General features: G+C 62.1%; 19 protein-coding genes. 11 read left to right on the forward strand and 8 right to left on the reverse strand.

Translation table 11 applies throughout. The features are described from left to right. Positions 1-365: 365 nt before the first annotated feature. Entirely contained in the window at positions 366-1,028 is a 663-nt protein-coding gene (gene ccmA, locus ACCD05_RS30020; protein ID WP_413397214.1) for a heme ABC exporter ATP-binding protein CcmA, read from the reverse strand. Positions 1,029-1,284: 256 nt separating this feature from the next. Here ccmA and acnA point away from each other — a divergent pair, with 256 nt between their 5' ends. From acnA to ACCD05_RS30035, 3 genes are all read left to right on the forward strand, one after another. After that, positions 1,285-3,975, forward strand: a complete 2,691-nt coding sequence (gene acnA / locus ACCD05_RS30025) for an aconitate hydratase AcnA (protein ID WP_413397216.1) — start codon at positions 1,285-1,287, stop codon at positions 3,973-3,975. A gap of 255 nt (positions 3,976-4,230) precedes the next feature. Continuing rightward, positions 4,231-4,968, forward strand: coding sequence for a DUF1223 domain-containing protein (locus tag ACCD05_RS30030; RefSeq protein ID WP_413397218.1), 738 nt, complete (start codon positions 4,231-4,233; stop codon positions 4,966-4,968). A 471-nt stretch (positions 4,969-5,439) separates the two neighbouring features. Further along, positions 5,440-5,841: a DUF2794 domain-containing protein gene (locus ACCD05_RS30035; protein WP_111562612.1), complete on the forward strand. Its 402-nt coding sequence runs from the start codon at positions 5,440-5,442 to the stop codon at positions 5,839-5,841. A gap of 6 nt (positions 5,842-5,847) precedes the next feature. Here ACCD05_RS30035 and ACCD05_RS30040 read toward each other — a convergent pair whose 3' ends face one another. Continuing rightward, positions 5,848-6,405 carry an N-acetyltransferase family protein gene (locus ACCD05_RS30040; RefSeq protein ID WP_413397220.1) on the reverse strand — a complete coding sequence of 186 codons (558 nt, stop codon included), beginning with the start codon at positions 6,403-6,405 and terminating at the stop codon, positions 5,848-5,850. 449 nt (positions 6,406-6,854) lie between these two features. Between ACCD05_RS30040 and ACCD05_RS30045 the strand changes: the two genes are divergently transcribed. Continuing rightward, complete coding sequence (locus tag ACCD05_RS30045; protein WP_047508851.1) at positions 6,855-7,325, forward strand: hypothetical protein; 471 nt, start codon at positions 6,855-6,857, stop codon at positions 7,323-7,325. A gap of 132 nt (positions 7,326-7,457) precedes the next feature. Here ACCD05_RS30045 and ACCD05_RS30050 read toward each other — a convergent pair whose 3' ends face one another. The 3 genes from ACCD05_RS30050 to ACCD05_RS30060 form a co-directional block, all read right to left on the reverse strand. Further along, positions 7,458-8,195: a Bax inhibitor-1/YccA family protein gene (locus tag ACCD05_RS30050; RefSeq protein WP_112946012.1), complete on the reverse strand. Its 738-nt coding sequence runs from the start codon at positions 8,193-8,195 to the stop codon at positions 7,458-7,460. A 179-nt stretch (positions 8,196-8,374) separates the two neighbouring features. Continuing rightward, positions 8,375-10,918 carry an ABC transporter permease gene (locus ACCD05_RS30055; protein ID WP_413397223.1) on the reverse strand — a complete coding sequence of 848 codons (2,544 nt, stop codon included), beginning with the start codon at positions 10,916-10,918 and terminating at the stop codon, positions 8,375-8,377. Beyond that, positions 10,915-11,622 (reverse strand): ABC transporter ATP-binding protein, encoded by a 708-nt coding sequence (locus ACCD05_RS30060; protein WP_047508859.1) that lies wholly within the window; start codon positions 11,620-11,622, stop codon positions 10,915-10,917. The genes ACCD05_RS30055 and ACCD05_RS30060 overlap by 4 nt, the downstream gene beginning before the upstream one ends. A gap of 56 nt (positions 11,623-11,678) precedes the next feature. On the opposite strand from ACCD05_RS30060, the gene ACCD05_RS30065 reads away from it, so the two are divergent. Together ACCD05_RS30065 and thpR are read left to right on the forward strand one after the other, a co-directional pair. Next, positions 11,679-12,323 (forward strand): arylesterase, encoded by a 645-nt coding sequence (locus ACCD05_RS30065; protein WP_413397225.1) that lies wholly within the window; start codon positions 11,679-11,681, stop codon positions 12,321-12,323. 68 nt (positions 12,324-12,391) lie between these two features. Next, positions 12,392-12,985: an RNA 2',3'-cyclic phosphodiesterase gene (thpR, locus tag ACCD05_RS30070; RefSeq protein WP_209191906.1), complete on the forward strand. Its 594-nt coding sequence runs from the start codon at positions 12,392-12,394 to the stop codon at positions 12,983-12,985. Here thpR and ACCD05_RS30075 read toward each other — a convergent pair. Continuing rightward, a complete protein-coding gene (locus ACCD05_RS30075) occupies positions 12,892-13,392 on the reverse strand; it encodes a low molecular weight protein-tyrosine-phosphatase (protein WP_413397227.1) in 501 nt (166 codons plus the stop codon). The genes thpR and ACCD05_RS30075 overlap by 94 nt on opposite strands. A 33-nt stretch (positions 13,393-13,425) precedes the next feature. Between ACCD05_RS30075 and ACCD05_RS30080 the strand changes: the two genes are divergently transcribed. Further along, entirely contained in the window at positions 13,426-13,731 is a 306-nt protein-coding gene (locus ACCD05_RS30080; RefSeq protein WP_413397229.1) for a 4a-hydroxytetrahydrobiopterin dehydratase, read from the forward strand. An 84-nt stretch (positions 13,732-13,815) separates the two neighbouring features. After that, the gene (locus tag ACCD05_RS30085) at positions 13,816-14,220 is read left to right on the forward strand and encodes a YkvA family protein (protein ID WP_018902272.1); all 405 of its coding nucleotides are present in this window, start codon (positions 13,816-13,818) and stop codon (positions 14,218-14,220) included. A 45-nt stretch (positions 14,221-14,265) separates the two neighbouring features. On the opposite strand, the gene ACCD05_RS30090 is transcribed toward ACCD05_RS30085, so the two are convergent. After that, a complete protein-coding gene (locus tag ACCD05_RS30090; protein WP_413397231.1) occupies positions 14,266-16,209 on the reverse strand; it encodes a GTP-binding protein in 1,944 nt (647 codons plus the stop codon). 138 nt (positions 16,210-16,347) lie between these two features. Beyond that, entirely contained in the window at positions 16,348-16,908 is a 561-nt protein-coding gene (locus ACCD05_RS30095; RefSeq protein ID WP_047508871.1) for a sigma-70 family RNA polymerase sigma factor, read from the reverse strand. A gap of 332 nt (positions 16,909-17,240) precedes the next feature. Between ACCD05_RS30095 and ACCD05_RS30100 the strand changes: the two genes are divergently transcribed. The 3 genes from ACCD05_RS30100 (at position 17,241) to ACCD05_RS30110 (ending at position 20,334) form a co-directional block, all read left to right on the forward strand. Beyond that, positions 17,241-17,795, forward strand: a complete 555-nt coding sequence (locus tag ACCD05_RS30100) for an invasion associated locus B family protein (RefSeq protein WP_018902274.1) — start codon at positions 17,241-17,243, stop codon at positions 17,793-17,795. Between the two features lie 227 nt (positions 17,796-18,022). Next, positions 18,023-19,258, forward strand: coding sequence for a 23S rRNA (adenine(2503)-C(2))-methyltransferase RlmN (gene rlmN, locus ACCD05_RS30105; protein ID WP_018902275.1), 1,236 nt, complete (start codon positions 18,023-18,025; stop codon positions 19,256-19,258). Between the two features lie 119 nt (positions 19,259-19,377). Next, positions 19,378-20,334 (forward strand): ABC transporter substrate-binding protein, encoded by a 957-nt coding sequence (locus ACCD05_RS30110; protein WP_112535939.1) that lies wholly within the window; start codon positions 19,378-19,380, stop codon positions 20,332-20,334. Positions 20,335-20,536: the final 202 nt, after the last annotated feature.

Consider the following 20,536-nt stretch of genomic DNA (forward strand, 5'->3'; position numbering starts at 1 on the left):
GGGCATCTCCCCCACAGGGGGGGAGATCGACTCGTGGCTTGCTCTCAGCCAGCCAACGAAAGTGGAGCGAGCGGTCGCGCCCAGCCAATCTCCCCCCTTGTGGGGGAGATGCCCGGCAGGGCAGAGGGGGGTAATCCTGGCGCGACGACAACGTGCAGCATTTGCGGCTCGGCTATAGCTGACCTCGGCGCCCGTGCCCCCCTCATCTGCCTGCCGGCATCTTCTCCCCGTGGGGGAGAAGGGACTCGTGGTGGGCCACTCGCGCCGACCTTCCCTTCGCCCCAACGGGGAGAAGGTGGCCCGAAGGGTCGGATGATGGGGCCACACCCGCTGAGCAACAACGGTGTATCTCGCAACCATCGCCATCACCCCCACACCCCAGCACTCACCCCTGAAAACCCCGCCATCCGCAACTCCCTGGCATCACTGAGCCCCAGCGGCTGATGCGTCGCCGCAATCACGATGCCGCCAGCCCCACGGTGCGCCTCGATCAACCCGGCGAAGAGCTGGTCGGCGCTGGCGTCGAGGGCTGCCGTCGGTTCGTCGAGGATCCAGACGGGGCGGTGGGAGACCAAAAGCTTGGCGAAGGCGAAGCGGCGTTGTTGGCCGGCGGAGAGGTAGCCGAAGGGGAGATGGGTGATGCCGGAGAGGCCGACCGCATCGGCGGCGTCTTCGATCGACATTCCGCGACCGCCCCCAGTATCGCCAAGATGGGTATCGCCGAGGTAGCGGCGCCAGAAAGCGAGGTTTTCGTCCACCGTCAGCTCGCTCTTCATGGCGTTGCGGTGGCCGAGATAGTGGCTGATCTCGGGGAGCCGGATGTCGGTGTCGCCGTTTGCATTGGTGACGGTGATCGTGCCGGTTTCCTGGCGCAGCAGGCCCGCCAGCACGCGCAGCAGGGTCGATTTTCCGGAGCCGTTTTTGCCAGTCAGAACCAGGGCTTCGCCTGAGGTCAGGCTAAAGGACACGCCTTCGAAAATCAGCTCTTCGCCTCTGCGGGCGGCGAGATCGGAGGCTTGGAGATGCATGGGGGTTCCGGGGTTCACGTTTTTAGTCATGCGATGCAAAAAAATCAGAAATGGTTGGTCCCTCTCTGGCAGCTTTTGCCGAAGTTATCTATATGTGGATTACCACGCCAGCGGTCGGCGTGAATTTCATCCTAGCGCCGAACATGAGGTCTGACTTCATGTGCGGACCGCGGAAATGGCCGTACCCGCATCCTGATGTGCCTTTAGTGCATAGGCGTCCGCACAATTGTGTTCGCGATCAGAAACGGGGTCTCTCGTGTCTAAATCACTTGATAGCTTCCACTGTCGTTCCGTCCTTACCGTCGATGGTAAGGACTATGTCTATTTCAGCCTGCCGAAGGCCGAGGCAAACGGCCTGCCCGGCGTTTCCAAGCTTCCCTATTCGATGAAGGTTCTGCTCGAGAACTTGCTGCGCTTCGAGGATGGCCAGTCCGTGACCAAGGAACACATCCTTGGCGTCGCCGAATGGCTGAACAACAAGGGCACGGTCGAAAACGAAATCGCCTATCGCCCGGCGCGCGTTCTGATGCAGGACTTCACCGGCGTTCCCGCCGTCGTCGACCTTGCGGCGATGCGCGACGCGATGGTGTCGCTCGGCGGCGATCCGGAGAAGATCAACCCGCTGGTGCCGGTCGATCTCGTCATCGACCACTCTGTTATCGTCGACGAATTCGGCACGCCGCAGGCGTTTTCGAGGAACGTCGAGCTCGAATACCAGCGCAACGGCGAGCGCTACCGCTTCCTGAAGTGGGGCCAGCAGGCTTTCCAGAATTTCCGCGTCGTGCCTCCGGGCACCGGCATCTGTCACCAGGTCAACCTCGAATATCTCGGCCAGACCGTGTGGACGAAGGAAGAGGACGGCGAGACGATCGCTTATCCGGATACTTGCGTCGGGACGGACAGCCACACGACGATGATCAACGGTCTCGGCGTTCTCGGCTGGGGCGTCGGCGGTATCGAAGCGGAAGCAGCCATGCTCGGCCAGCCTGTCTCGATGCTCCTTCCTGAAGTCATCGGCTTCAAGCTGACGGGCAAGCTCAAGGAAGGCGTGACCGCCACCGACCTCGTGCTGATGGTCGTGCAGATGCTGCGCAAGAAGGGCGTGGTCTCGAAGTTTGTCGAGTTCTTCGGCCCCGGCATGGACAACATGCCGCTCGCCGACCGCGCGACGATCGGCAATATGGGCCCGGAATACGGCGCCACCTGCGGCTTCTTCCCTGTTGATGGCGAGACCATCAACTACCTCACCATGTCCGGCCGTTCGCATGACCGCATCGCGCTGGTCGAAGCCTATTCGAAGGCGCAGGGCATGTGGCGCGAGGGCGATGGCTCCGATCTCGTCTTCACCGATACGCTCGAGCTCGATCTCGGCGACGTCGTGCCCGCCATGGCCGGCCCGAAGCGTCCCGAGGGCCGTATCCCGCTGGAAAACATCGCTTCCGGTTTCGCCGGCTCGATGGATGCCGATTACAAGAAGCCCGGCCAGCTCTCCAACCGCTATGCCGTCGAAGGCACCGATTTCGATCTCGGCCATGGTGACGTGGCGATTGCCGCCATCACGTCGTGCACCAACACGTCGAACCCGTCGGTCCTGATCGCCGCCGGCCTGCTTGCCCGCAATGCCGTTGCCAAGGGCCTGAAGACCAAGCCGTGGGTTAAGACCTCGCTGGCGCCGGGATCTCAGGTGGTCGGCGAGTATCTGGCGAAATCCGGCCTGCAGGCCGATCTCGACAAGCTCGGCTTCAACCTCGTCGGCTTCGGCTGCACGACCTGTATCGGCAATTCCGGTCCGCTGCCGGCGCCGATCTCGAAGACGATCAACGACAAGGGCCTTATCGTTTCGGGCGTTCTCTCCGGTAACCGCAACTTCGAAGGCCGTATCTCGCCCGACGTGCAGGCGAACTATCTGGCCTCGCCGCCGCTCGTCGTCGCTTACGCTCTGGCTGGTACTGTGCAGAAGGACCTGACGAAGGAGCCGATCGGCGAGGACCAGAGCGGCAACCCCGTCTATCTGAAGGATATCTGGCCGACCTCGCACGAAGTGCAGGCCTTCATCCAGAAATACGTCACCCGCGAACTCTACGAGACGAAATATGCCGACGTCTTCAAGGGTGATGCCAACTGGCAGGCCGTGCAGGTTCCTCCTGGCCAGACCTATGCCTGGGACGACAACTCGACCTATGTGCAGAACCCGCCCTACTTTGTCGGCATGGGCAAGACCGGCTCCGGCGTTTCCGACATCAAAGGCGCGCGTGTCCTCGGTCTCTTCGGCGACAAGATCACCACCGACCACATTTCTCCGGCCGGTTCGATCAAGGCTGCCTCGCCAGCCGGCGCCTATCTCTTGGAGCACAATGTCGGCGTTGCCGATTTCAACCAGTACGGCACGCGTCGCGGCAATCACGAGGTGATGATGCGGGGCACGTTTGCCAACATCCGCATCCGCAACCACATGCTCGGCCCGAACGGCAAGGAAGGTGGCTACACCATCCATTACCCGTCGAAGGAAGAGGAATCGATCTACGACGCGGCCATGCAGTACAAGGCCGAGGGCGTTCCGCTCGTCATCTTCGCCGGCGTCGAATACGGCAACGGCTCGTCGCGCGACTGGGCGGCGAAGGGCACCAACCTGCTCGGCGTCAAGGCCGTGATCGCGCAGAGCTTCGAGCGCATCCACCGCTCCAACCTCGTCGGCATGGGCGTCATTCCCTTCGTCTTCGAGGAGGGCATGACCTGGGCGACGCTGGGGCTGAAGGGCGACGAGACGGTCACCATCGAGGGGCTTGAGAACATCAAGCCGCGCGAGAAGAAGATCGCGAGGATCACCTATGGCGACGGCACGGTGAAGGATGTTCCGCTCTTGTCGCGCGTCGATACGCTCGACGAGGTGATCTACCTCAACAATGGCGGCATCCTGCAGACGGTATTGCGGGATCTCGCAGCCTGATCGGCGCTGATTTTTAAGAAATGCGTGATAATGGCCGCCGGAAAGTGATTTCCGGCGGCTTTTTCGTGGTCTGGAGGGCTATGAGGGGCCGGCCTCACGGCGAAGTGTTGCGGAGTTGTCCCACGCGGGCGCCGTCTCACCCGTTCGTGATTTTTCGTTTGGATCGGGAGCGATTATCTCTAGGTTGAAGAGATGGAGACCCTGCCAACCTTTTTGGTCCGGCAAGGGTGGGAGAGGAAAAGAGGTAGAGGTGCAATGTCGCCGCGGTTTTTGATTTCGCTGATTGCAGGTGTCGCTCTGGCGAGCCCTTTGCTCGCCGAGGAGGCGCCCAAAGGCGTGGTCGAACTGTTCACCTCCCAGGGTTGCGCCTCATGCCCTCCCGCTGATGCGGCCTTTCGCAAGCTCGTTGAGCGCGGCGATGTCATCGCTCTGGCCTATCATGTCGATTACTGGAACTACATGGGCTGGGCCGATACGCTGAGCTCGAAGGAAAACACCGAGCGCCAGTACGGCTATGCGAAGACCATGGGCCGCGCCAATGTCTACACGCCGCAAGTGGTGGTGAACGGCCGCGATCATGTCATGGGCTCGGATATCGGCGGCATCGAGAAGAAGGTCGACGGCTTTCTGACCGGTGGCGAAGGGCTGACCGTGCCGATCAAGGTCGAGGTCAAGGGCGACCAGCTCGAGATCAACGTCGCGCCCGGTCAGGGCAAGGCCAGTGTCGTCATGGTCTATTTCGATCGCGAAAAGACGATCGAAGTGCAAAAGGGCGAAAACAGCGGCCAGAAGATCGCATATACCCACAGCGTCTCTGATGTCGAAACGGTTGGCATGTGGGACGGCAAGGAAACAAAGCTGACGCTCCCCGCCACCGTGCTGCAAAAGCCCGATCTGGAGGGATGCGCGGTGCTGCTGCAGTCGTCGACGACGGATGGAACGCCATCGGCGATCCTTGGCGCCACCGTGGTCATGGCCGGCAAGAACATCTGAGCCGTTAGGCATAAGCATGTCGCGCAAAACTGTGCAGCGGTTTTGCGGCGACGACATGCGACAAAACAAAGACTTGAAGCGTGACAAGCAAATCCGAAGGATTGCGACACGCTTCCAAGAATTTCATCTGTCTTATCAGGTGGAAGCGGGGCGGCCCGACTGATCGTATTCGGGGCTGGGGTTAAGGTCGATACGGTCAGCCGGGCCCTTTGGCGCGCTGGCGCCAAACAGTCACATCTCCTCCAAAGTGCCGAAAGACGATGCGCAGAATTCAGTCTCGGCGAATCCGCTGAGGATGCGCCGGTCAAGTGCGAGCGAATTTCACTTTTAATTGAGGCGCTGTTTTGACTGAATTGCGGCACGCGGCAGATTGCACAGACTATGCTTAATGCGCGCGAGGCCGTGCTTGCAATTTGTAAAGGCTAAGGCAAACTGTCACCCGCGTGTCACGAACGGAGGCATTCGAGACTGATGACAGATCAGCCGGATTTGCGGCGTGGGAATAATCGGGCCACCGACAGCGATTCCCCCGTCGTCGTGGATATCAGGGACTTCAAGCAGAGCAAGGACCCGTTGCCGGTGACGTTTCACCGGCGAGAGCTGGATGCGATCCTGTGGATCTACGGGCGCATGGTCGGCGAAGGCGAGTGGCGGGACTACGCGATCGACCACCTGAAGGACCTTGCCGTTTTCTCCGTCTTCAAGCGCTCCGGCGAAATGCCGCTCTTCCGCATCGAAAAGAATCCCAAGCTCGCCGCCAAGCAGGGCGCCTATTCCGTCGTCAACACCCACGGCCAGATCCTGAAGCGCGGTCACGACCTGCAGCAGGTGCTGAAAGTGTTCAACAAGTCGCTGAAGCTGGTCGAAAAGTAGGCGCTATCAATCCAGAAACAGCGTCGCCGGATAGGTGTCTGGATCGGGATCGGTCGAGGTGCCGTCGCCGAGCGTCCGCTGCATCAACATCGTGTCCAGCCAGCGACCTTGCTTGAAGCCGGACCCCTTGATGCGGCCGATTTCCTCAAAGCCGTGGCTTGCATGCAGCGCGATCGAGGCCGGGTGCGCACCGCCGATCACGGCGATCATCTGGCGGAAACCGAGCGCCGTCGAACGCGCTATCAACTCCTCCAGCAACCGCTTGCCGACACCCTTGCCCCGCGCCTCCGGCGCCAGATAGATCGAATCCTCGACCATGAAGCGATAGGCCGGACGCGTGCGGAAGGCCGATGCATAGGCATAGCCGACGAGCGCGCCTGTCTCGTCCACGGCGACGATATAGGGGTAGCCCTTCGACACGATCGCTTCGAAGCGGGCAGCCATTTCCTCGCGATCCGGTGGGGCGATCTCGTAGCTCGCGACACCGTTCAGGACGGAGTCGCGGTAGATGGCGGTGATCGCGTCGATATCGGAAAGGGAAGCGTCGCGGAGAAGAACGGGCATGGGCGGGCCAATGGCTGGAGAGGTGGTGTTCGTTGCTTGAAGAGCATTCGCAGCGGCGGTTGGCAAGGGGAAAGCAGACGGGCTGCGGTGGTTGCGGGCGGATGGTCCATTGGCGTGGCATCTGTGGAAGCGTGCTTAGATTCTCGGGACGAGCCCGAGAATGACGGCGGAGTGTGTGGTTGCCGCCGGTAACCTATTGAAAAAAGGCATTTACCCCCTCTCGACGTCATCCTCGGCCTTGTGCCGAGGATCTAAGCACGCCTCCACGCGCTCGACCTCAATGGCTGTTCATCGCCTGCTTCGCCGAGCACCACCTCTCCGTCTACCGCTCAGCCCGATACCCAACCCGAGAACTTTCCCCCTGGAGTGGCATTGCAACTTCGGCGTTTCCAAAGCCTTGCCTCTTGCGGCTGCCTGCTTTAGCTCAGAAGTGAAATGGAGCAGACCTAATGATTTTCATGGTAATCGCGGTCCCGATCGTCTTGGTCTGCTTCCTGCTGTTTCCCCGCCACACGCTGATCGTCGTTGCCGCCCTTGCCTGCGTCGGCGCTGCCGTTGGTCTCTATCTCTATTTCCAGCAATCCGACCGGCTGAACTCGGCGAGCCTGGTGTCGGGCACGAGCAGCGGGACCAGCGGTTGCCAGGATCCGGACAAGCCGGTTTTCGTCGAGCTTTCGAATGCCTCCGACCGGCAGGTCAATATCGTGCGCTTCCGGCTGATCGCGAAGCGTCCGGGGTTCAGCGGCGAGGTCTATTCTGATTATTTCAGCAGCGACAAGATCATCGCGCCGCATAGTGAGTACGGCAGCTGCTGGGCGCTGAACCGATACCGAGGTCTGGACACCCTGCCGGGCCGACCCGCACCTAGTGATTTCGAATGGTCCGTCGATATCTCGTCGGTCGATTTCGCCGGCAACTAGGCAAGCCTCCTCGGGCCCGTCGATCGGCCAAAGAAAAACCGCCTGCAACATCTCTGCTGCAAGCGGTTCTGATCGTCTCGAACTTGTCGTCTTGATCAAGGGCGACAGTGTCGCCCTCTCTCGCTCTTCGTCTTACTTGCGGTTGCCCATGAACTGCAGAAGGAACATGAAGAGGTTGATGAAGTCGAGGTAGAGCGTCAGCGCGCCCATGATCGCCTTGCGGCCGGCCATGGTGGCGTCGTCGGCGGCGTAGTACATTTCCTTGATGCGCTGCGTGTCGTAGGCGGTCAGGCCCGCGAAGATCAGCACACCGATGACCGAGATCGCGAACTGCATGGCCGAGGAGGCCAGGAAGATGTTGACGATCGAGGCGATGATCAGGCCGAAGAGACCCATCATCAGGAACGAGCCCATGGCCGACAGATCACGACGGGTCGTGTAGCCGTAGAGCGACAGCGCGCCGAACGAGGCGGCCGTCACGAAGAAGGTCTGCACGACGCTCTGGCCGGTGTAGATCAGGAAGATCGACGACAGCGACAGGCCGACAAGCGCTGCATAGACCGCGAAGGTCGTCTGCGCGGCCGATACGCTCATCGAGTTGATCCTGAAGCTCAGGAAGAAGACCAGCGCCAGCGGAGCGAAGATCACCACCCACTTCAGCGGGCTGGTGTAGATCGCGGCGCCGAATGCGGTCAGCTGGCCGTCGGAGACGGCGAATGTGAATGCGAAATAGGCGGCCAGGCCGGTGATCGCCAGGCCGATAGCCATCAGGTTGTAAACCTTCAGCATATAGCTGCGAAGGCCCTGATCGATCTCGCCGGTCTGGACACCGCTCTGAACGCGGCCCTGGTAATTTCTTAGGTCAGCCATGATTTCCTCTTGTCAGCCCCGAATGAACACGGTGTCGGGTTTTCTTGCCCGGGCGCCGCTGCGGAGCTTCAGCATGCCTGCTGATAATATGAGCCTTTCGCTCTTTGCAAACAAGAGCCTTGCAACCCGCGATCGGGTTAAATCGCCGTAAGGTGCCGGAATTATTTCAACCCGGCCACTCAGAGCTCGCGCAAAACGGGTGCCGCCTTCTGGCCGAGAATGCGCCATGTGCCGATCAGGCCGATGCCGACGGTCAGCACCAGCGCCGTGACGATCGTCATGCCGGCGACGTCAGGCAGGAACTGCGAGGGAATCTTCATGATGCGGGCGACGATGAACCAGGCGGCGACGCCACCCGAAAGCAGGGCGAAGACAGCGGTTGCGAGCCCGAGGATCAGATACTCGTAGCAGAAGGCGCGCATCAGCATGCGCCTCGTGGCGCCGAGCGTCTTCAGCACCACGGCGTCATGCGTGCGGGCGCGGTTGCCGGCGGCGAGCGCGCCTGCGAGCACCAGCACCGAGGCGATGAGGGCGACGGAGGCCGCGGCGCGGATCGCGGTCGCCAGCTGCGCCACCAGCGAATTGACGATATCGATCGCATCCTTGACGCGTACGCTCGTGATCGTCGGATAGGTGTTGGTGACCGATTTCAGGATCGCGGCCTCCTCAGCCGACGTCGCCGAGGGATCGGTGAGTGTTGCCAGCCAGGCATGCGGGGCGCCCCTGAAGGTGTTGGGCGAGAAGACCATGACGAAATTGATCGACAGGCTCTCCCACTGCACCTTGCGCAGATTGGCGATCTTCGCCGTCATGTTGCGGCCGAGCACGTTGACGGTGACGGTATCGCCGACCTTGAGGCCGAGTTCGCCGGCCTCTTCGGCGGAGAAGGAGACCAGCGGCTCGCCGCTGTAATCCTTGTCCCACCATGTGCCCTCGGTCAGGGCGGCGTTTTCGGGCAGCGTCTCGGAGTAGGTGATGCCACGGTCGCCGCGCAGCACCCACTGGCCCGATGGCGGCACCTTGCGCTTGGTCACGTCCTCGCCGTTGAAGGCAAGGATGCGGCCGCGCAGCATCGGCACCTCGACGAGCTTGCCCTCGGGCGCATCGGTCTTCACCAGATTGCGGAAGCCGTCGAGCTCGGCGCCCTGGATATCGACGAAGAAGAAGTTGGGCGCGCCATCGGCCATGCGGCCGGTGAGCTGCTGGCGCAGATTACCGTCGATCAGCGTCAGGGTGACCAGCAGCGCCAGGCCGAGGCCGAGCGAGAGCACGACCGAGGGGGTGAGCGCGCCGGGGCGATGGATGTTGCCGATCGCAAGCCTCAGCGCCGGCGAGTTGACCCGCGGGCTGCGGCGGGCAAGCCACGCGATGCCAGCTGCGACAAGGCGCAGGACGACGAAGGCAAAGGCGATGGCGCCGATGAAGACAATCGCGATGAAGCGATCATGGGCGGTCGCCACCGCAAGGGCGGCAAGTGCTGCGAGGAAGACGGCGGCCATCAGAATGTAGGGCCAGGAAGGCAGGCGGCGGGCCTCGAAGCCCTGCTCGCGAAACAGCGCCGTCGGCGGCACTTCGCGGGCGTGGCCGAGCGGCATGATGGCGAAGGCGAGCGTTGTCAGGATGCCGAAGAGAACGGCGAGCGACAGCGCCACCGGATAGAGCGTCGGCGCGGTAGAGACAGGCAGGAACTGCGCCAGGAACTGGGCCGCGAGAATAGGCGCGGCCGCACCGATGACGAGACCGATGGCGATGCCGCCAAGCGCGATCAGGCCGATCTGGAAGAGGTAGATGAGGACAACAGTCGAGGCCGGCGCACCCAGGCACTTGAAGGTGGCGATCGTCGTGCGCTTGGCATCGAGGAAGGCGCGCACGGCATTGGCCACGCCGACTCCGCCGACGATCAGCGCTGTCAGGCCAACCAGCGTCAGGAATTGCGAGAAACGCTCGATGTTTTCAGTAAGCGAAGGGGCGGCGCGGTCGCTTGTGCGGATCGACCAGCCGGCCGAGGGGAAATCCTTGGTGGCGCGGTCGCGGATGCCAGCCATATCCGATCGGTCGTTCAGCTTGACCTTGTAGCTGTGCTCGACGAGGCTTCCCGTCTGGATCAAGCCCGAGGCCTGCAGCGCCTGGCGGCTCACCATCAGGCGCGGCGCGAAGCCGAAACCTTCCGAGACCGCGTCCGGCTCGGTCTTCACCGTGCCGGTGATGTTGACGATGACGTTGCCGAGCAACAGCTCGTCGCCGATCTTGAGGCCGAGGCGTTCCAGAAGCAGAGGCGCGGCCAGCGCGCCATAGGTGCCATCCTGATCGGCAAGAAGCGTATGCAGGGGATAGTTGGGCTCGGCCTCGAAGCTGCCGTAGAGCGGATAGGCATCGTCGACGGCCTTGACCTCGACCAGCGCCTGATCCGATCCATCCGGCTTGCGGGCCATGGAGCGCAGGCCTGTCGAGACCGAGACCTTGCCGAGCGAGCGCAGGAAATCGAGCTCGTTGGCGGCCGCTTCGCGGTTGTTGAGCTCGAAGCGCACGTCGCCGGCCAGAATCTCCTGGCCGCGTGTGGCAATCGTGTCGGTGATCGACTGCGAGACCGAGTTGACCGCGGCAATCGCCCCGGTGCCGAGCGCGATGCAGGCGAGGAAGATGTAGAAGCCTCTGAGGCCGCCGCGCAGCTCACGAAGGGCAAGACGGAAGGCGAGCGCGATACGCGGGGTGATCAGCGTCATGCAATGGCCACTTCGGCTTCAATCGCGGCGCTGTCGCCTTCTATCTTGCCGGAACGGACGCGGATCTGGCGCGAGCAGCGCTTGGCGAGCGCGTTGTCGTGGGTGACGAGGACAAGCGTCATGCCGCGCTCGGCCTGCTTGGAAAACAGGAGATCTGCGATCTGGCGGCCGGTGTCGGTGTCGAGATTGCCTGTTGGTTCGTCCGCGATCAGGAGCGCCGGCGATGGTGCAAGCGCGCGGGCGATCGCCACGCGCTGCTGCTCGCCGCCGGAAAGCTGGCCGGGATAGTGGTTCAACCGATCACCGAGGCCGACGGATTTCAGCTCGCGACGGGCGATCTCGAAGGGATTGGCGACATTGGCGAGCTCAAGCGGCACGGCGACGTTTTCAAGCGCCGTCATGTTGGCGATCAGGTGGAAGGACTGGAAAACGATGCCGATGTTGCGACCACGGAAATCGGCGACCTGATCCTCGCTCATCGTGTGGAGGGGCGCTTCGTTGATATTGATCTCGCCGCTATCCAGCCGCTCAAGCCCGGCCAGCACCATCAGCAGCGTCGACTTGCCGGAGCCGGAGGGCCCGACGATGCCGACTGATTCACCGGCGGCGATCTCAAGGTCGATGCCCTTCAGCACATGCACGGAGGCCGCGGCACTGCCGAGCGTCAGATCGGCCCGTTTCAGATCGATGATGGTTTTTGCCAACGGTAAATGCCCTACCTATATGAAAGCCCAGCTGCCGCCAATTTAGGGACAATGGAATGAGATTTAAAGTTGCGGGTCTTCACATCGCTGTCATCGTCTTTTCGATGATGCTTTCGGTTTCAGCGCAGGCGCGCACGATCAATCTCGTCGGCTTCGGCGACAGCCTGATGGCGGGGTATCAATTGCCACCCGGCGACGGCTTTCCGGAGAAGCTGCAGGCGGCGCTGAAGGCCAAGGGGCTCGATGTTACGGTGGCGAACGCAGGCGTCTCCGGCGACACCACGACGGGCGGGCTTTCGCGCATCGACTGGTCGGTGCCCGATGGCACCGATGGGGTCATTCTGGAGCTCGGCGCCAACGATGCGCTGCGGGGGATCGCGCCCGAACAAAGTGAGAAGAACCTCGACCAAATGATTACCCGGCTCAAGGAACGCGGGATCGCGGTCTTTCTCGCGGGCATGATGGCGCCGCCGAACATGGGTGGCGACTACGCGGCGCGGTTCAATCCGATCTACGAGAAACTCGCCAAAAAACATGGGCTTACGCTCTATCCGTTCTTCCTCGACGGCGTCGTTCTCGATGCGTCGCTGAAGCTGGAAGACGGCATGCACCCCAATTCCAAAGGCGTGGATACCATGGTTCAAAAGATGGAACCGGCAATCACACAATTCATTGGAACGTTGCCGACTGTGAAGAATTAGGGACTTGCGCACGTGATCAATGCGTGATTCCGTGTGAGCACCTGCAAAAGATTCGGGGAGTGCTCGTTATGCCGAGACTGTTTACCGCCCTCGAAATTCCGCGCAATGCGGCGATGAGCCTGTCATTGTTGCGCGGTGGTCTCCCTGGCGCCCGATGGATCGATGTGGAAAATTACCACATCACCTTGCGCTTCATCGGCGATGTCGATAATCGCACGGCCGACGAGATCGTCGACCGGCTCGACCGCATCGACAGGCCGGAATTCCAGATCAAGCTCGACGGCATCGGCGCTTTCGGCTCCAAGAAACCGCATTCGGTCTGGGCCGGCGTGACGCAAAATCCCGAGATGTATGCCTTGCAGGCCGAAATCGAGCGGATCTGCCAGCGGATTGGCCTTCCGCCGGATCCGCGCAAGTTCACCCCGCATGTGACGCTGGCGCGGCTGAAATCCTCGCGCGTCGACGATGTGGTTCATTATCTCGCCGGACGCGGCAATTTCCAGACCGCATCCTTCACCGTGCCGCGCTTCGTGCTTCTCTCGTCGCGCGATTCGGTCGGCGGCGGGCCCTATCTGACGGAAGAGGTGTTCCCGCTGCGCGAGGCGCTGTCTGCGCCCAGCGTCGACAACAGCTTCCTGCAGCCGGCCAAGAGCCTGGCGTAAACGGCCTCGAAGCCGTCGGCGCCGCCATAATAGGGATCGGGGATATCCTCTCCGCTCCCGAGCGCCAGCTCACCGAACAGATGGACGTTTCGAGCTTCGGGATCGAGCGCCTTCAAGGCCGCGACATTGTTTCGGTCCATGGCGATGATCAGATCGAAATCGGCAAAATCATGCTTGCGGATGCGCCGCGCGCGCTGAGATGATATGTCTATGCCGTGATGGCGGGCGGTCGCGATCGACCGTCTGTCGGGCTCATCGCCCTCATGCCAGCTACCAGTGCCGGCGGAATCGATGTGAAAGCGGTCGGAGAGGCCGGCTTCGGCGGTAAGGTGGCTGAAGACGCCTTCGGCCAGCGGCGAACGGCAGATATTGCCCATGCAAACAAACAGGATACTGGTGCGTTTCATAAGAGACCCATGGTGAACGCAAAGGACAATCGCATGAAACGGGACAAACTGGAACGCCAGGCGATCAGCGATGAACTGGCGAAACTCGACGGCTGGTCGCTCGGCGATAGCGGCAAGTCGATCACCAAGAGCTACAAGTTCAAAAACTTCGTCGAGGCCTTCGGCTTCATGACGGAGGCGGCGCTGGCAGCCGAAAAGCTCGACCATCATCCGGAATGGTTCAACGTCTATTCCAAGGTGGATGTGACGCTGAGCACCCATTCGGCCGACGGGCTGACGGAGCTCGATTTCAAGCTGGCGAGCCTGATGGAGAAAGCGGCGGCGCGACGGATCGATTGAATCGCAGCCGAAGACCCCCCATATTCTGGCCTCAAAAGGGCCAAGTGGAACATAAAGGGCCAAGTGGACAGGGACCAAGTGGACATGGACGACGTCAAATACGGTGAAATCCTGCTGCCGGGCGATGAAGAAACGCAGGAGCGGCGGGAGAAGAGCGTTCGGCAGAAATTCTGGCCGACCTTCCGCAAGGCGGCGCGCAAGATCCCCTTCTCGCGCGATGTCGTGGCCGCCTATTACTGCGCGCTCGACCGCGAAACACCGCTCAAGGTGCGCGGCACCCTGCTCGCCGCACTCGCCTATTTCGTGCTGCCCGTCGACATGATCCCCGACGTTCTTGTCGGCATCGGCTTCACCGACGACATCGCCGTCCTCTCGGCCGCCTTCGCCATGGTCAACCGCCACATCCGCCCCAACCACTACGAAGCCGCCGACAAGGCGCTGCAGGACGCGCCCGATCGCGTGCGGCCCGAGGATATGAAGACGGTGTAGGCCGGCTGTTCGCCGGCCCTCACCCTGACCCTTCACGCTGACCTTTTACACTTGGCGCGCGCCTTTCAGCTGCGCCAGATATTCGCTGCGCGAAAACGGGTTTGGGCCCGATCGACGGCGCACCGGCGCCGCGCCCCTGACCGGCCGATAGCCTGAAAACTCCGTTTCCATCGTCCCGAGACCGCTTGTTAGCGACGGCAAAGCGCGCTGGACGTCGTGAACATTGATGGCGGCGATCGTGCCGGAAAGCATCATCATCTCTCCGCTGGCGACTGGCGGTTCGAGCGCGGCGTCGAGGCGCATCAGCAGGCTTTGCACGCGTGGCAGCGCGTCGGCGGGCATGTCGATCGTGATGCGGTCGATCGGCTCGCAGACTTCCGTTCCGGCGATCCGCAACGCCTGCGCCAGCACCAGAGGCGTCAGATTGCGATGGTCCGACGGGGTGCTTGTCGTCCACTTTCGTAGCCTGGTGATCTCGGTGATGGAAACCGAGGCATTGATCACCTGCCAGCCATGGACACCCTGGCTGAATGCGCTTTCGAGGGCTTCGTCGATCGCCTTGAAGGCGAATGGCGGTGCCGCACCCGGTTCGACCTCGAAGACCAACCGATGCCGACCTTCGCTTCCGCTCGCTTCGACGCGAAGCCCGATCGTTGCCAGAAACGGATCGGGCGCATGTTCGATAGCGTTTCCGACGCCGAGGATGCGTTCGACATAGATCGGGGAGGTGTCGAGGAAGCGTACGGAAAGGCCGTAGTCCGCCTTCAGCGTGTGCTCGATCACTTCCTTCTGGACCTCGCCATAGAGCGAGATCGACAGGCCGTCCTCGCCATCGCCCTGGCGAAGATTGATCAGCGGGTCCTGTTCGGAGAGCTGGGAGAGGGCCTTCCACACCGCAGGCGCATCCGCCTTGTCATCCGGCACGATCGCCGCTTCCAGCATGGGCGGCGCGAACTGCTTTTGCGGGGCCGTTGCGCGGTCTCCGATCCAGTCCCCGACCTTGATGTCTGAGAGACCTCTCACTCTGGCGATATCCCCCGCCTGGGCGACGTCGCTGCGTCTCACGCGCCCTTCGGCAAAGATCTCGATATCGGTGACGCGGTTCTCCTTGTGGGCGATCGGGATCCGGTCGCGAACGCGCAGGGCGCCTGACACCACACGAAGCAGCGCAAGCTTCTCTCCCGCCGCATTGCGCTCGACCTTGAAGACGGTTGCCGAGATCGGGCCGTCCTTCGGCGGTATCGGCGCCGGAAGAAGATCGGTGATGCCGTCGATCAGCTCCTCGATCCCGGCGCCTGTTATGGCCGAGCCGAAGTAGACCGGGAAGATCAGGCCATCGGCGGTTTGCCGCGCCAGCCGTTCCCGTAGCGTTCCGGCCTCCACCGCGCGATCCTCCGCGAAGGCGGCAAGCAGGTCGTCGTCGCGCTCGGCGAGCGCCTGCAGCACGGCCGCGCGGAAGCCCCGGTCACGCCAGGCGCCGGGTTCGTAGCGCACAAGCGGCGTTCCTTGTGCGCTGACGGATCCCATCGGCGCGAGGGCTGTCGTCAGGCGGTCGCGGAGATTGGCAAGTGCCGTCTCACCATCGGCGCCGCGCCGATCGACCTTGTTGACGAAGATGACGGTCGGCACCTTCAGCCGGGCAAGGGCACGCATCAGGACGCGGGTCTGCGCCTGAACGCCTTCGACGGAGGAGACGACGAGCACCGCGCCGTCAAGCACACCGAGCACGCGTTCGACTTCGGCAATGAAATCGGGATGGCCCGGTGTGTCCAGAAGGTTGATCCGCGTGCCGCGTGCGCTGAACGACGCCACCGCCGAGCGGATGGTGATGCCGCGGTCGCGCTCCAGCTGCAAGGTGTCGGTCTGGGTGTCGCCGGTATCGACGCCGCCGAGCGTCTTGATGACACCGGCGTGAAACAACAGGCGTTCGGTGAGGCTAGTCTTTCCGGCGTCTACATGCGCCAGGATTCCAAGATTGAGTGTTCGCATCGCACAACATGTTCATGGCTACGGGAGTGGCTCCATTGGCTTCGAACATGTGACGGCGCATGTGATTACCTCCATCTGTGGATGAAGGCATCTGATACTACTCTTCCCTTCGTTGCAAGAGCGCGATGGCGGTTCGCATCACGCGTTTTCCGCTTCCAGCACCTTCTTCAATTTGCCGAAGGCCAGACGTATGCGGGATTTGACGGTGCCGAGCGGCAGGCCGGTCGATTCGGCGATTTCGGAGTGGGATTGGCCGAGGAAGAAGGCGGCGCGGAGCATTTCGCGCTGTTCTTCGGGCAATTGGCTCACCGCTTCACGAACTTGTGCATCGCGATCGCCATTGGCGACCAGCTCGTCGGCGCCGATTTCGGCGGTCGGTTGCAGCGCCGGATCGTCCTCGTCGAGGATGCGGGCGCGGGCGCGGCGCTGCAGGTCGATGCGGCGGTTGCGGGCGATGCGGAAGAGCCAGGTCGACAGCGACGAGCGGGTGGAATCATAAAGATCGGCCTTGTGCCAGAGCACGATCATGACCTCCTGGACCAGCTCTTCGGCCTCGCTTGCGGTCATTTTCTGCCTGAGAAGCCAGGATTTCAGGCGCGGGGCAAAGTAGTCGAACAGGATGGCGAACGCCTGCTGGTCGCGGCGTTCCGCCACAGCCCCAGCTAGGGCAGCGAAGCGCTGTTTGTCCTCGGCGTCCATTCCGTTCGAAAGCCCCCTGGCTCGATGAAATCCTTGACGGATTTCCAGTCCTTATTCACGTACATCGGTTTTTCGAAACGTCAAACTCTTGCCGTTATCTTTATGTCTTAAATTCCTTAAGAGCGATGGTTTCAGATCATTTCCGGACTACATCATCCCGAGCGTTAATCCGGCGCTCAACATTGACACCCGGGTGGAAATGGCACAGGCACGGACTTCTCGCGGCCTGCGTTGACGCTTTGGTAACCTGAATTAAGTCAAAATAAAGCAGATCGTGATTATGCGCCGCCCGCTCGCTCGGGCTCGAATCGCAAGAACCGGCAGGAATATCCATGTTTGTAAAAAGTACCGTACTCGCCCTTTCCCTCGTTCTCGCCGGCGCCGGCATCGCATCCGCACAGTCCAAGAAGCCCGCAGCCGCCGCGCAGCAGCCCGCCGCCGCCGCTTCCACCGCGCCGACCCGCATCCAGCAGTTCCAGGCCTGGGGCGCCTATTCCTACAAGCAGGGCAACAGCACCGTCTGCTACGTCCTCTCGGTGCCGACCGAGAAGAAGCCCGCCGGCATCGACCACGGCGAGAACTTCTTCATCGTCTCGCAGCGCCCGGGCCAGAACATCTCCTACGAGCCGCAGGCGATGATGGGCTACACCGTCAAGGACGCCTCGAAGATCAACGTCGTCATCGACAACAAGACCTTCGTGATGTTCACCAAGGACAAGGCCGGCTGGGTCGAGAACGCCGCGCAGGAGCCGGCGCTGGTCGCCGCCATGAAGGGCGGCCACTCGATGACCGTCAACGCCACCTCGCGCAAGGGCACGGCAACGTCCTACAGCTATTCGCTGGCCGGTATCTCGGCTTCGCTGAAGCAGATTGAAAGCTGCAAGTAAGCGCTGGCGACACGCCCCTGATTTTCGAAGGCCGGCCTTGCGCCGGCCTTCGTCGTTTCCATCTATAGTGACGGATGGCAAAAATGATGCTAAAGGCGCGCACAACAGCGGATGGATCGCGGCTTGGCCGCCAAGTTCCGCATTCACTTTCTGCCTTCATGCCCGCTCCGCCCGCCAGTCATTCGGACTATCGGGAGGATCGCATGTTGAATTCGGGATTAGATTAAATGTCCGTCATGGATGCGATGACCGTTCTCAAGCCCGCAGGCAACCAGCCGGCGCGCGGCGAAGCATTGCCGAAGCCGTCACTCATCGGCCTCACCCGCGAGGAGATGGGCGCCGCACTGCGCGAAAAGGGCGTGCCGGAAAAGCAGATCAAGATGCGCGTGGCGCAGCTCTGGAACTGGATCTATGTGCGCGGGGTCTCCGATTTCGACCACATGGCCAATATCTCCAAGGACATGCGCGAGACGCTGAAGACGCACTTCACCATCGCAAGACCCGAGATCGTCGAGGAGCAGGTCTCCAACGACGGCACCCGCAAGTGGCTGCTGCGCTTTCCGGCGCGCGGTGCCGGGCGTCCGGTCGAGATCGAAGCGGTCTATATTCCCGAAGAAGGCCGCGGCACGCTCTGCATCTCCAGCCAGGTCGGCTGCACGCTCACCTGTTCCTTCTGTCACACCGGCACGCAGCGCCTGGTGCGCAACCTGACAGCGGAAGAAATCCTGTCGCAGCTCCTGCTCGCGCGCGACCGGCTGGGCGACTTCCCCGACCGCGAAGCGCCGCAAGGCACGATCATGCCGGCCGAGGGCCGCAAGGTCAGTAACATCGTGATGATGGGCATGGGCGAGCCGCTCTACAATTTCGACAGCGTCAAGCAGGCACTCCTGATCGCCACCGACGGCGACGGATTGTCGCTCTCCAAACGTCGCGTCACGCTCTCGACCTCGGGCGTCGTTCCGGAAATCTTCCGCACCGGCGACGAGATCGGCGTCATGCTGGCGATCTCGCTGCATGCGGTGCGCGACGACCTGCGCGACATCCTGGTGCCGATCAACAAGAAGTATCCGCTGAAGGAACTGATCGACGCCTGCCGCAAGTATCCGGGGCTCTCGAACGCCCGTCGCATCACCTTCGAATATGTGATGCTGAAGGACGTCAACGACAGCCTTGAGGATGCCAAGGGGCTGATCCAGCTGCTCAAGGGCGTGCCGGCGAAGATCAACCTCATTCCGTTCAACCCCTGGCCGGGCACCAACTACCAGTGCTCCGACTGGGCGCAGATCGAGAAATTCGCCGATTTCATCAACTCGGCCGGCTATGCCTCTCCGATCCGCACGCCGCGCGGCCGCGACATCCTCGCCGCCTGCGGCCAGCTGAAGTCGGAATCGGAGCGCATGCGCAAGACCGAGCGCCTGGCCTTCGAAGCGATGATGATCGCCAACCACGGCTCGGATGACTGATGTTTGCGTGATGGGTGAGTGAGTGATCAGCAAGTTTGATCCTCTCAGCATCTTCTAATGATTGATTTTAAGGGCCGCTTTTCCTACAAGCGGCCCAAAATCATAATTGGAGGATACCCATGCGTTCTGTACTGCTCGCTGCCGTGGCTGCGACCCTTGCCCTTTCCCTTCCCGCAAAAGCCGAAGACGTGACCGTTGCGGTCACCGCGATCGTCGAACATCCGGCGCTTGACGCTGCCCGCAAGGGCGTTCTCGATGTGCTGACGGCTGCCGGCTACAAGGAAGGCGAGAACCTGAAGTTCGTGTTCCAGTCGGCGCAGGGCAATCCCGCGACCGCAGCCCAGATCGCCCGCCAGTTCGCCGGTGACGGCCCCAACGTCATCGTTCCGATCTCGACCCCTTCGGCGCAGGCCGTGGTCTCCTCCACCCGCGATATCCCCGTCGTCTTCACCGCCGTGTCTGATCCCCTCGGCGCGCAGCTGGTCAAGAACATGGACAAGCCCGGCGGCAACGTCACCGGCCTTTCCGACATGTCGCCGGTTGCCGAGCACGTGGCGCTGATCAAGGAAATCCTGCCGAATGCCAAGACGATCGGCTACCTCTACAATTCCGGCGAAGCGAACTCCGTATCGCTGCTGGCGGTTCTGAAGGTCGAGGCTGAAAAGGCCGGCCTCAAGGTCGTCGAATCCGCCGCCACCAAGTCCGCCGAAGTGCAGGGTGCGGCCCGCGCGCTCGTCGGCCGTGCCGATGCGATCTACGTACCCACGGACAACACGATCATCTCGGCGCTCGAGGGTGCCGTGGCTGTCGCCGAAGAGGCCAAGCTGCCGCTCTTCACCGCCGACACGGATTCCGTCTCGCGCGGCTCGGTCGCCGCTCTCGGCTTCAACTACTACGACGTCGGCAAGCAGACCGGCGAAATCGTCGTGCGCATCCTGAAGGGTGAGAACCCCGGCGATATCCCGGTCAAGGTCGCCGCCGGCAGCGATCTCGTCATCAACAAGGGCGCTGCCGCCAAGATGGGCGTGACTTTGCCTGAAAGCGTGCTGAAGCGCGCGACGAAGACGATCGACTGATACAGTCAATTATAGAGACCTGAATGATCAGCCGCTCCCGTTTGCACGGGGGCGGCTGATCGCATAGAGATGAAGACCCTCTCTGGCCTGCCGGCCATCTCCCCCACAAGGGGGGAGAAGACCCGTGGCACCCGTCTGCCCCACTCGTGGTAGGGCTGATCGGCTGGGTTAAGCCCTCCCCCTTGTGGGGTGGGTTGGGAGG

The sequence above is a fragment of the Rhizobium sp. Rhizsp42 genome, from assembly GCF_047304155.1.
Lineage (GTDB): Bacteria > Pseudomonadota > Alphaproteobacteria > Rhizobiales > Rhizobiaceae > Rhizobium.